Raw genomic sequence first — 11,883 nt, 5'->3', positions numbered from 1 at the left:
GGGAGTCGAGAGAGTTGGCGGATTTCGGCACCTCGATCACAGGCGGTTATACTGATACGTGCTATGGTAAGAACGGCTGATCCATCGCGTGTATCGAGGAAAAATAATAATGAAAGTGAGCTACCTGAATCTTCATGACTTACTGTGGGCGATTACCTGTGTCGAATGTCTGCTGTTGGTTGCCATCCTGAAGGTACTCCCGACGCAGCGTGCACAATCGCGCAATTTGTTGGCGTTATTTCTGATTCAGGTGGCAAGTATCCTGGGGACCAGCATTTTTATCTGGAACCTGAATTTCCATGCGGCCGGTATAAACGACTCCATCATCCCTCCGTCGATCTTATCTGTTTGCATACTGTTGCAAGGCCCAACGCTGTATTTTTACCTGCGTTCGTTAACCGAAGAGGTCCAGTTGGTACAGATGAGACATCTCGTTCATCTGATTCCCGCGGTGATTGTGTTGTTGGTGATTATGGCGTTCGATGTTGACAGTGAAGCCTGGCTTCCCTGGATTGAATTACCCCCGGCCAAAGCGGCGGCCGTGGGTTTTGTGTGGGCTGTGGTGAGATGCTTTCCCTTCTTCTATGTGTTGGCTTGTTTTGTGACGGAGTACCGGGTTCGCCGCTGCATCAGACAACGCTATTCGACCTTTTCACCTCTGGATCTGAATTTGTCCTATTTGATTCTGGGGGGTTATTTTATCCATTGGTTCTGGTCGTTCGTCGGCTACTTTATTGGTGATTACATCAGTGGTAACGCGAACGACATGATGGGCATTATTAACAATTACTTGTCGGTCTTGCTGGTCAACGCGTTGTTTATCTTTGGGTTGCTGAATTCGCGCCAGGTGATGGCTCCGAATGCACCGGAAGGGTCAGCCGAAGGTGAACGCCTGGCGGACATCGCGCAGCTGGAGGAAAAAATCCAAGCCGTGGAGCAGGGCATCCAGAAACACAAACTGTATCTTGACAGCCATATTAATCTTGATCGTTTTGCGGAGCAGATTGGTGTGCGTTCCCGTGAGGTATCAGAAATTCTGAATACCCACTATCAGCAGAATTTTTTTGAATTTATTAACTATTACCGCGTGGAAGAGGCCAAGCGTTTGCTGCGCAGGCCTGAGGCACAAGAGTCTATTCTGGATATTGTTTTTCAATCCGGCTTCAACAGCCAGTCGGCATTTCATCGATTTTTCAAGCGTCTGGAAGGCATAACACCCTCGCAGTATCGTAAACAGGTCACGCTGCAACAACGCGCACACGCGCAAGAACAAACAGTCAGACCAGCATGACATAAAAAACGGCTGCTCCGTAAAGAGCAGCCAACGCCATAAGGCTAACAAGAATTAATTCAGTGGGGTAATGCGCAACCAATTCAGGTTCCAGCCACCGTTATTTACATAAATACCGAAGCGGTGGGTGCCGGCATTGAGGGTCACCTGATGCGAGATAGTGGTCCAGTTCTGCCAGCCCCCGGTAGACGGAATAGTGAGGCTGCCATAAGACGGTGAGCCGCCCGCTTCTTCAAAGATTAATTGACCTCCACCGGACGGACTGGCTACCCGATACTCAATGCGATACAGACCGGTTTGCGCAACATTGATGGGGTGATTGGTGTAAGACAGCCAATCTCCCGCATCAAGCCAGCCGACATTGGCACCGCCGCCAGTATCGCTGGTCGCTTCGGTCTGCACACCGCTCATGACCGCAAAGTCTTCGGCCTGGATGGTGATTGCGCCGGCGCTACTGCTGGACGAGGAAGAAGAACTGCTGCCGGCGCTTTCAATGCGAAGCCAATTGACGTTGAAGCCGCCGCTTCTGGCACTCAGCGCAATGCGTTGCGTTCCTGCCGACAGTTGCACCACATGTGAAATGGTTTGCCAGTTTTGCCAGCCACCGGTCGAGGGAACTGCAATGTCACCAAATGTTGGTGTGCCGCCTGCTTGTTCCAGTCCTATCACACCACCCCCATTCAAACTGGCAACACGATAGCTCACCCGATAACTGCCGTTGGCCGGTACAGTAATGGCGTAAGTCATCCAGTCACCGTTGTCGATGTAGCCCACATTCTGCCCACCATTGGTATCACTGGTGTTTTCCAGCTGAATGCCCGACATCTCACAGAAATTTTCAGCCTGGATGGTCGCGGGCACTGCCTGACTGTTACAGGTGGGCGGTGTGGGGCTCTGCCAGTTTTGAATAATCGATTTGCTCAGGGCGCCGGAAGCGGTGAGTTGTGAGCTGACCCATCCACCGGTACCGCTGGCGCCCGGCACCAAGGCAGATGCGCCCTCTGCCTTACCGTTGATGGCCCAGTTGGCGTGGCTGATATGGTTATTACGCAGGAACTCCATCCAGGCGTTGGTTTCGCTTAAAGCCACACCGCCGTCGCCATTGGCGTTGACGGAGCCCCATTCGGTCACGAACAACGCAATGCCGCTATTCAGGGCGGACTGCGCTTTGTCGCGCAGGTATTGCCCATGAGTACCGGCGTAAAAATGCAAGGTATAGGCGATGTTACTGGCATTGATACGGTCGTTGGCCGCCTGATCTACATCCTGCGACCAGGTGGGTGTGCCGACGATAATCAGGTTGTCGGGGTCCACGGCGCGAATGGCATTGATCACGGCCGTGGCGTAAGGCTTGATCACACCACTCCAGGAAACCTGCAACGGCTCGTTATAGACTTCATAGATCACGTGATTGTGATGGCCATAGGTTTGCGCCATCTCACGAAAAAAGGCGACGGCCTGATTGCGATACTGCTCCGCATGATGGGAATGCCAGTCGATGATGACGTACATATCATTGGCAATGGCCGCGTCTACCACTGCGCGAACCTTGGCTTTGTTGCCCACCGGATCTTCCAGATAACCACCGGGATCTTCCACACCCATGGCGGCCCGGACAAGTCGCGAATTCCAGTCATTCTTCAGCCAACTGACAGTACTGGCGTTGTAATACTTTTCGCCGCCCCAGCCGTTGTTACTCCAGAAGAGGCTATTACCAGCGAGACTGCCCGGCTGGCCGCCGATCAGGACGCGATTGCCCTCGACTGATAAAGGCGGCACATCGGCATACGTGGGCGCTGCGATAAACAGCAGAGCAGCGGTGAAGAGGGCAGTAACGAGCGTCAACGTACGGCCAAAAAGAGTCGGAACGCTGGCCGATACGTTTGCGATAACGTTGTTATTCATATTGTGATTACCTGTTGTGATGACCTGAAAGGCCTGGGGATAACACTCACACCGCCTTTGAATTATCAGAGGTTAGCGGCGTGGACCTGCACAGCCATCCTTCGGTTTTTTATAACTGCATTCGATTGGGCATGGCTGCCGGAACCAGTATTCCGACCTCGCCAATTACCGCCACCTACTTTCAGCACAAACAGAAAATGGGAAGGTATTAATTCGTGCATGACTGCATTTGGTCTTTTGCGAGCCTATATCGCCAATAACGAAGCGCGTCGTTGACATGGGTAGAATGATCGTTCTACCATGCGGCCCATGAATACAGCTTCTGCTAATCCGACTATTGAACACTTGCTGGCAGTGACTGAATCACTCGTCTATAGCGGCGGTATCTGTGCCACCGGCATGGATTTAATTGTCACTGCGTCAGGCGTATCACGAAAAACCATCTACAAACACTTCGGTAGCAAAGACGGGTTGATCGCCGAGGCCCTGCGGCGCCGGGATGAGCGATGGATGAAGTGGTTCAGTGAAAACACGCAGCAGGTTTCCGAACCCAAAGAGCGGTTGCTGCACATGTTCACAGTACTGAGCCAATGGTTCCAGACGCCGGGCTTTCGCGGCTGTGCTTTTATCAATGCAGCGGGGGAAATTGGCGACCCAGGTGATCCCATTCGTCAGGTTGCCCGTGAACACAAGTTGAAACTGTTGCAGTTTGTCGAGCAACTGGTGCAGGGCTACACCCACAAAAATGTCAGTGAGCTGGCGGAACAATTACTGATATTAATTGACGGCGCCATCACCCTGGCGCTGGTCGTGGGCGATACCCAGTCGGCGGTGCGTGCAGGTCAAATAGCCCGCACACTGCTTGAGAAATAATGGTTTTATAAATGCGTTGAGGAGAATGCTATGTCGGTTACCGAAACTCGCCCACCTTTGCCTCCCTTTACTCGCGAGAGTGCTATTGAAAAAATCCGTTTGGCGGAAGATGGTTGGAATAGTCGCGATGCAGAGCGAGTGGCCAAGGCCTACAGCCTGGATACCCGCTGGCGCAATCGCGCGGAGTTTGTCAGCAACCGCGAAGAAGCGCGTCAATTTCTGGAGCGTAAGTGGCGCAAGGAGTTGGAGTATCGCTTGATCAAAGAATTGTGGGCATTTACTGATAATCGGATTGCGGTGCGTTATGCCTATGAATGGCATGATGATTCCGGCAATTGGTTTCGTTCCTATGGAAATGAAAATTGGGAGTTTAACGCTGAGGGATTAATGACGAATCGTTTTTCGTCGATCAATGATCTGCCGATTGCGGCGTCGGAGCGCAAGTTTCATTGGCCGCTGGGAAGGCGTCCTGATGCGCATCCGGGGCTTTCTGAATTGGGGTTGTAGCTGTAGCGGAATGTTTTCGTATTACGTTTTTACATATAATTTTCGCGGATCATAACAACTATTTTGGTTGGTGCGATGCTTTTAATGTGGATGTTATACCAAAAAACGATTTGGAGTTCTTATTAAATAATGAAGTGGATCATCTGGTTAATTATTTGGTTAAAAATAAGCTGAGCTTGTGTTTGGCTATCTAATCTAATATCAGTGCTCATTTATATACGCAATTTATAGAATTTTGGTTACCGTAAGTTAAATCAAGCCAGCTATCAACGCTCACACTTGGGGTTTAATGCTTCGATTTGATACTTTCGAACTGATGGCTGAAGCCCCGCTATCAAATGGGCACGCCTAACCAATATTAACTGCTCGGCCTAGGCAGTGGATGTCGTCCAACCAAGAAGCCAAAGCAACCCTTGCTGAGAAGCTAAATCAGGTTGAACAATTAAGAAGACCTATTGGAAGACCTGATAAGCCTCATTTGGAAAATAAAAAAACCGCCCGGAGGCGGTTATTAATATTGGGAAAGCATGTTGAAATTTAGCACCAACACTCGATACTGTGTTGAACCTTCGATCTTTCCACGAAATGAGTATTCTAAAGATAATTCGCGACAAATTGTTCTCGCAATTCAGGATTCGATTTCAACGGCCATGCATAATTAATCGCTGTCTCTGCATTCAATATATCTGACCCGTAAGCCTTTCTAAACGAGTTACGCAAATGCGGCGTCGAAAAGTAACAAAATGCTAAGTCACTGTCTCGATCGCCGAGGATGCACCAGTCATACTTCATTGTTGAAACGAATATTCGATTCGAATCATCCATGATGCAATCAGGTCTACCCCCTCCCGCGTACTCATTTAATGCGTTAAGAAAATCCTCCTCCGTGTCGCTCAATGTCGACTTCAGAGCTTTAAATTTTTCGATTCTTTCGACACCGTATTCATCTGGCGAGGGATCTAAAACTACATAGATAAAATCAGAAACATCTATGGCACGAAGAAAATTCTGAAGATGATTAAAGAAAAGACTCATTCTGAGCTCGTCAAAAGTCAAAAAAATCTCCTTATCCGAACCCGGACGCAAAAGCGCGTCCGGGAAACTTGTAGATATGTTAACAAGTTTTTCTGCTTCTGAAACGATGCTTTCGAATTCCGCTTCTGATGTGATGAATTGCATTACCCCTCCTTTTTAAACCGAATTTTTACCACTTTTTTAGAATCTCGAAATATCTCTCCTGTAGGACCATCAGTGCTATCAGAGAATCCCCTTGTGGTATATTGCTTTTTTCCACCTCTAGAGAATATATAAACTGGTCCTTTTTTGGTGTTGCGTGTCTCCACGTCGAAGCCGTTATCCAATAGATGCCTATTAAACTGGTCCATGGTCCAGTCTACGTCATAATTTTGTTCCTTGGCGCCTGGGTTTGTAGCGTCTCGCACCCTCATTCTTGGCTTTTCAGGCAAGCTAATTTTGTCACTTAGCTTGTCGGTTTGCTTTGCGATTCTTGCTACAGTGCTGCTCCCCGGCGGTGCAGCAGACGCAGCCAATGCAGCGATGTTGTCTGCTCGAAGCTCGTTTAACCCATCTTGCCCCGCGTAGTACAACGCCCAATTGTCCGTATATCGACCTACGATAATCGCACCCCAGGCCCCAAGTGACTTTCCGAACGCTGGAACACCTTCAGTAAATACTTCTAAAGGCGACTCTCCGTCTGGGTCCTCATACCTAAAGGGATTATTATTCCCATAGGCATAAAGGTTAAAGCTTTGAATATTTCCTTCGTGGAAGCTGACAGGGTCCATAGCCAGCATGCGCCCAAGCTCTGGGCTGTACCACCGGGCTTGCAAGTCAGATAATCCAGTATCTAAATCACGCGATGCTCCGGTAAAGCCTCTTGGATCACCGGATGGGCTGGGAATGGGTGATCCCCAGGCATCATAAGCTTGATTCCATAATAAATTTCCAGAGTCATCTGTGGCGGCAATCGGTGAGCCTGCGGCATCGCTATGATAATAAATGATCTGTTCAACAGCATTCGCTGACGTTGCAAACATCAGCAGACATGTCATTACAATGAAGTGTAAAGTTTTCATCTTTTATCCTCCGTGAGATTCAGGGTACGCCAACGATGGCAGTATCTTCATTGATCTTCGCAGCAGGTTTGGTACCTACATACACATACTCATCAAACCCACCAGCGGGATTATATTCACCCACGAGCAAGCCGGTTTTGGTGTAAAGATAGTGGGTTGTTGAGGTGGCATCCGACCGTAACGTTCTCATACCGGCACCATCATATTGATAATTAATGGTGGCTGTACCAACATAGGCCGTGGTTAAACGTCCGTTACCGCTGTAATCAAAATAATTAATCCCATCACTGGTGACATTCCCTCGATCATCGTGCGTTACACTCAAGAAATACGTAGGGAATACTCGGTGTGTCAACAGCATGTTGTTGTAGTAGTACTCTTGGTAGATACCATTGCGATCCCGAATTTCAATGTTGCCCAAGGCGTCGTAAGTGAGTGTTTCGTTACCCCATAGTCCTGCTGCGGTCGATAATCGGTTAATGTCGTCATAGGTCAACGTTCGGTCATGAAGAGTGCCTATCCCATCTGTTATCGATGTCACGTTAAAGCCATCGTCGTAGCTGTAGGTGAGATCTACGATAGCCCCGCTAATATTGCCGGTGTTGATATTACTGAGCCGCTGGCGCACGTCCTGTGAATAGCTCGTAGAAAGACCGTTTGCCAAGCTCATCAGTGCCGGCATACCGTTAGGGTGATGGGTTATCTGAGTGATATAAGGCGCTGCTGTCGTTGCATGCCCTAACGCATTGGTGTTATACGTCACGACGCGTGAACTGGGGTAGGTAACGGTGTTAACAAAATCAAGCGAATCAATGCCGTAAGCTATTTCATATTCACGGCCGCCCACGAGTAATGATTCCCCTGTCAGATTGCCATTTTGATCGTAGGTATAGACCCGCTCTGCAAGAGCGTTATCGATATTAATAACATTGGATGCATCGTCGTATTGATAGGTCACGCCAGGCGTTAAATCAGAATAGCTAACGGTATCCAGGCGATTTAAATCATCATATGTAAAGGTTTCTGTAATGCCGCTGCTACCTATCTCTTTCGTGAGCATGTTACCCATAGCATCGTAGGTATACACGGTAATTCCCGTTTCCGGATTTTCTTCTTCTACCAAGAAGCCTTTACTGTTGTGACGGTAATAACGCGCCAGGCCTAAAGTGCCACCACCGGACTGCGCGGCTCCTTGAAACACTCGCCAAATTTGTCCAATACCATTTCTCGCGATCAATGTATTAATGGTCTCAGGCGAATAAATCGCAGCTAGCTCCTCTGAGCCCGACATCGTCCCTATGTGATCATACCGCCGGCTTGTCACGTGACCATTTTCGTCTGTAACGATTACGTCACTTGCATTAGGATAAGCGTAGGTTTTATCAGCGCCATCAGCGTGAACTTCCCGAACAACGCGGTTATATTCGTCGTACTCCGTGGTCGTGCCGTTCGTGCTGTTTGGATAGCTTTGGAAAACCACCCTTCCCAAGCTGTCGCGCGTTTTGGTGACTTCAATCGAGTCAAGCGTCACAACGTCTTCTCGCTTCACATTCAGTTCGCGACCAAATCCATCCATCGTGATCGTTTCTTTAAAGTTCCCGCGAGTGAGCTCCTTTCGGTCAGCAAAATAGTCAACATTGACATCTGCATTGATCGGATAGTCAATCCCGATAATTCGATTCAACGAATCCCATGTGTAACTGTAAACATAACCTCTGGGATCAGTGACGCTGGCTAAGGTACCGCTACCATTTACGGTGCGGCTAATAGAAACACCCTCCGGCAACAACTCAGAACGAGCAATGCCACGATAATAATTGCTATACGTTGTGGTGTTATTGTTTGCGTCAGTGACTGTACTGACGTCCCCTTCCGACGTGTAGGTATAGGTCGTCACGATACCCAGCTTGCTCTCGGTCAACATATTGCCATTAACATCGTAGGTGTATTCATTCAACCAGGTATCGACGGGCGCATCAGTAACTCGCGTTATTTCCTCCTCTAACACTAACCCTAAGATCCAACGAGACGGATCATTGCTGTATACATAGGATTTTTCCCGGTTTGATGCGCCTGTCGTCGTGGAGGTTTCAATGACCGTTTGTGGGTCACCATAACTGGTGAAGTTGGAATAGGTTGTCGTTGTGCCCCGTGACTCACGGTAGTGAATGCGTTCAGATAAAAGCGGAATATAAGTTGCGGAATCAACGCGTAAGTTATCACGCCCGTGCCAGAAGTTTTCGGTGGAAACTTGTAACGCCGTGTAGTTGTATTGAATCTGCTCAATAACGCTACCAGTATTAGTGTATAAGCGTTCTGCCGCTTTTAATCCTGTCGCCCAGACGTTACCGCTACCTACGGAGGTGTAACCATAATGATAGTGTTGCTGAATACCATCAGGTGTATAAATAGTAGTCTCATCATACCCTGTTCCGCTTGAATGCCCTGGTACATAATTGTAGGTCCATACGCCTGGGTCGATGCCAGGGCCGCTGGTTTCTTTTGTAGTAACTACTGTCGTTGTTGAGTTCCACAATGCAGTGCCATAAAACACATAGTCGTAGGTGTATTCAATCTCCCCACCGAAAGGTGAAGTAATTTTTTGTATTGCAAGCTCACCTGGATTAGCGCTTATATAGGTGGGTTTATAATGAAATACCCAATCAAGATTGTCTGGTCGGGTGACGCGAGACAATTGCGGTGGAGGATTCAGGACATTACCAGGGAACACGTAATCAAATTCCCATACTTGTCCGTTAGCCTGAATTTCCGACAAACGAATATCGCCCGTAGTGATGTCATCATAAGAAAACGCTACAGAGCGCCCATCACTCGTTGTAATGTTATCAATGTAGATAAAACCAGCGGAGTTGGTCACATAATCTATCGTCATTGAGTTGCCGTTGGCATCTTCGATATAGGTAGCATAAATGCTGTGCACATCGCCTACGACATGAACGTAATCCATGTGATATTGAGTTCCATCAGGTGCTTTTACTATCACATCTCCTGCCACGCAGTCTGCTGACCACCATTCTTTGGTGATTAGATAGGGGCTATGACTGTTAGCTAGAACGAGGAGCTGACGGCTGCCATCAGGCAATTCTAATGAGGGGTTATCCGCTGTCGTAACGGCCCAAAGATTTTGAGTACAAATTTTGGTGGCGTCACTTGCATTAACGACGATCCTGCCAAAATGTACATTCCAACCATAACCATAAGCTGTGCGTTCAACACCAACGGTGGGCGTTGCATATGAATGGAGGACACTAAGATCAAAGCCACCGTTGCCGGGAATATGAATTGACGTTAGACCTACTTGCAACATTCCTGAAAAAGTATCGACGTTCTCAATAAAATCTTGATTAGAAAGGTTTTTAAAAGGATTGATCCCAGGTTCTTCATAGTAATCACGGATCGTGTTAGCGAGTACCTGATTAGCACTCACAAGCAAAACCGAAAGCAATAGATAGCCGAGAGTCTTCATATGAAACTCCTTGAAGGAAAAGAATTTATTTAAAAATTAATGTGCGTGACGGCTTTTTCGTTCAAGCGCCTTTTGCTCTATTGGATCTAGCGGTCGGAGTGCGAGCTCGTCCGGCTTTCGAAGCGCTGGTGGGGCGGAGATATGATTAAATTGCAAACTTTCAGCGTGCGTTACACTGTTTTGTTTTTTGAGATTTTTGGGCGGGACCCCTAAAGATTTCGCCTCTTCAGGATGAAATCCATAAGCGATATGTTTTCCTGCATAGGACAGTCCACCAACAGTGGATAAAACTCCTATCAAAATAACAGCGCGTTTTATTTTCGACATACCTTCTCTCCTTTATTCCATGTATGTAAATACCAAATAAGGAAGCCAAGTACTGCTGGTAAAATGGCTACAGCGAAGGAAAGCTAGCACATAAAAAATAGTAATAAATGTTAAATTTTGTTTTCCTATTTATAACCCCCTACCTTCGGCCGTGATTCGCAAAGCCAGGTGCCAAATCATTTGTTTTAAAAACTCGATTGGAAAAATATCTGTTATGAGTGATAAATTTATTCTAAGACACGAGGAGAAATTAGACGACGAATCAGCCGTAGGTACAGCGAATGTCATTGTTGAATGGAGATGCAATGGGTATCTTTGAATTGATCTAATGAACGAAAGATAGTAGACAGACTAATTGCCTTGCGACACAGCGAATCCGTCTAACATTCGCTAAAGCCTTTCTCTGCTTCACACAGCGGCGAAGCATGATGAGCAAGGGGATGAGATAGGGGAACTAAGGGTTTTCTTGTCATACAGGGTGACCCTTTAATTTCTGAAAGAACGAAACCATGTCTTTGATACCAATTAATGAGCTTCTCTTGGGGTATAGAGCTTTCGGATGGTTTTTGCGGTACAGCATCAAGTGTAATTTCCAACTGCAATTCGTCAGCTAATTCACAAAGACGCCGTAAAATCACACTTCCTAGCCCCTGTCCGGATTTATAGATGTATAAATAGGCAAGTTGGACAAAACCGGGTACACAGTCGGTCGGCCATTCTGCGGCCATACACCCGATTTGCTCGCCATTCCAGATTATGATATTCGGATGTGCTGTTCCTTTAGAGGCATCATATTGGTGAGCCTTGTCGGGCTCACCTGTAAAAAACTCAGTTGCTAGGATTTTTATAAATTTGTCTTCGTTCATACATCCCTCGCAGCAGTTAGTGAAGAGCGCTTTGCTGCTGTTTCTATAACTCCTCAAGCATGGCTTCCCAAATAGGCTCATATCCTGCATCACACACAAATGAGCCAGCTTCGTAATGTAAATCGGAAATTATCGCGCTACCATTTCCAAGTGGGGCTATTTTTCCCGACTCTTCATCGGCAAGGCGCTGATCCAGAACAACAGGAATAAAGTCACAAAACACTTTGGCGTCTTGCTCCGTGGCAATCCCATTATCCAGAATCCGGATGACATCGGTATAACCCAGCGACGAAGCATAGTAGCGAAGAAAGTCGTCTATATAAGCGTAGTGATAGGGCTTAAATGTCACAGTGCTTTCCCTCCAGATTCAATCTTTTGCATCCGGTCAGCGACCCAAAGCAGAGAGATAGTCCCGGCATCGCACGCCATGAGTATTAGCATTAAGTACATCAGCCTCACGGTAGAGCGTTGGGTGTTCGCCTTTGCGAATGGGCCTTGCCCGAAACCCGTCGAATTGCTTTATATAGTCAC

The 11,883-nt window shown here is 47.6% G+C and carries 10 protein-coding genes; 3 read left to right on the top strand and 7 right to left on the bottom strand.

What is annotated here, in order from left to right; all coding sequences use genetic code 11:
- Positions 1-109 precede the first annotated feature (109 nt).
- A complete protein-coding gene (locus ACSV5M_RS12960) occupies positions 110-1,291 on the top strand; it encodes a helix-turn-helix domain-containing protein (RefSeq protein WP_439176656.1) in 1,182 nt (393 codons plus the stop codon).
- Between the two features lie 54 nt (positions 1,292-1,345).
- Here ACSV5M_RS12960 and ACSV5M_RS12955 read toward each other — a convergent pair whose 3' ends face one another.
- Positions 1,346-3,196 (bottom strand): carbohydrate-binding protein, encoded by a 1,851-nt coding sequence (locus tag ACSV5M_RS12955; protein ID WP_439176655.1) that lies wholly within the window; start codon positions 3,194-3,196, stop codon positions 1,346-1,348.
- Positions 3,197-3,505: 309 nt separating this feature from the next.
- Between ACSV5M_RS12955 and ACSV5M_RS12950 the strand changes: the two genes are divergently transcribed.
- Both ACSV5M_RS12950 and ACSV5M_RS12945 read left to right on the top strand, forming a co-directional pair.
- Positions 3,506-4,069 (top strand): TetR/AcrR family transcriptional regulator, encoded by a 564-nt coding sequence (locus ACSV5M_RS12950; protein ID WP_439176654.1) that lies wholly within the window; start codon positions 3,506-3,508, stop codon positions 4,067-4,069.
- A 30-nt stretch (positions 4,070-4,099) separates the two neighbouring features.
- On the top strand, positions 4,100-4,576 hold the full coding sequence (locus ACSV5M_RS12945; RefSeq protein ID WP_439176653.1) for a DUF1348 family protein: 477 nt from the start codon (positions 4,100-4,102) through the stop codon (positions 4,574-4,576).
- A 594-nt stretch (positions 4,577-5,170) separates the two neighbouring features.
- Here the strand turns inward: ACSV5M_RS12945 and ACSV5M_RS12940 are convergent.
- From ACSV5M_RS12940 to ACSV5M_RS12915, 6 genes are all read right to left on the bottom strand, one after another.
- Entirely contained in the window at positions 5,171-5,755 is a 585-nt protein-coding gene (locus tag ACSV5M_RS12940; protein WP_439176652.1) for a hypothetical protein, read from the bottom strand.
- The gene (locus tag ACSV5M_RS12935; RefSeq protein WP_439176651.1) at positions 5,755-6,672 is read right to left on the bottom strand and encodes an RHS repeat domain-containing protein; all 918 of its coding nucleotides are present in this window, start codon (positions 6,670-6,672) and stop codon (positions 5,755-5,757) included. Before ACSV5M_RS12935 ends, ACSV5M_RS12940 begins: the two co-directional genes overlap by 1 nt.
- 19 nt (positions 6,673-6,691) lie before the next feature.
- Positions 6,692-10,159, bottom strand: coding sequence for a hypothetical protein (locus ACSV5M_RS12930; protein ID WP_439176650.1), 3,468 nt, complete (start codon positions 10,157-10,159; stop codon positions 6,692-6,694).
- 36 nt (positions 10,160-10,195) lie between these two features.
- Positions 10,196-10,486, bottom strand: coding sequence for a hypothetical protein (locus ACSV5M_RS12925; protein ID WP_439176649.1), 291 nt, complete (start codon positions 10,484-10,486; stop codon positions 10,196-10,198).
- 380 nt (positions 10,487-10,866) lie between these two features.
- A complete protein-coding gene (locus tag ACSV5M_RS12920) occupies positions 10,867-11,352 on the bottom strand; it encodes a GNAT family N-acetyltransferase (protein WP_439176648.1) in 486 nt (161 codons plus the stop codon).
- A gap of 43 nt (positions 11,353-11,395) precedes the next feature.
- Positions 11,396-11,701 (bottom strand): hypothetical protein, encoded by a 306-nt coding sequence (locus ACSV5M_RS12915; protein WP_439176647.1) that lies wholly within the window; start codon positions 11,699-11,701, stop codon positions 11,396-11,398.
- Positions 11,702-11,883: the final 182 nt, after the last annotated feature.

Origin of the sequence: Cellvibrio sp. ARAG 10.3, assembly GCF_051846955.1 — a bacterium.
GTDB lineage: Bacteria > Pseudomonadota > Gammaproteobacteria > Pseudomonadales > Cellvibrionaceae > Cellvibrio.
The sequence above is the reverse complement of the archived record's forward strand: the minus strand, read 5'-3'. Positions and strand labels throughout refer to the sequence as shown.

Bases quoted from the DNA above. Each gene is read 5' to 3' on its own strand.
- ACSV5M_RS12960 (WP_439176656.1), top strand. From the start codon at position 110: ATGAAAGTGAGCTACCTGAATCTTCATGACTTACTGTGGGCGATTACC.
- ACSV5M_RS12955 (WP_439176655.1), bottom strand. From the start codon at position 3,196: ATGAATAACAACGTTATCGCAAACGTATCGGCCAGCGTTCCGACTCTT.
- ACSV5M_RS12950 (WP_439176654.1), top strand. From the start codon at position 3,506: ATGAATACAGCTTCTGCTAATCCGACTATTGAACACTTGCTGGCAGTG.
- ACSV5M_RS12945 (WP_439176653.1), top strand. From the start codon at position 4,100: ATGTCGGTTACCGAAACTCGCCCACCTTTGCCTCCCTTTACTCGCGAG.
- ACSV5M_RS12940 (WP_439176652.1), bottom strand. From the start codon at position 5,755: ATGCAATTCATCACATCAGAAGCGGAATTCGAAAGCATCGTTTCAGAA.
- ACSV5M_RS12935 (WP_439176651.1), bottom strand. From the start codon at position 6,672: ATGAAAACTTTACACTTCATTGTAATGACATGTCTGCTGATGTTTGCA.
- ACSV5M_RS12930 (WP_439176650.1), bottom strand. From the start codon at position 10,159: ATGAAGACTCTCGGCTATCTATTGCTTTCGGTTTTGCTTGTGAGTGCT.
- ACSV5M_RS12925 (WP_439176649.1), bottom strand. From the start codon at position 10,486: ATGTCGAAAATAAAACGCGCTGTTATTTTGATAGGAGTTTTATCCACT.
- ACSV5M_RS12920 (WP_439176648.1), bottom strand. From the start codon at position 11,352: ATGAACGAAGACAAATTTATAAAAATCCTAGCAACTGAGTTTTTTACA.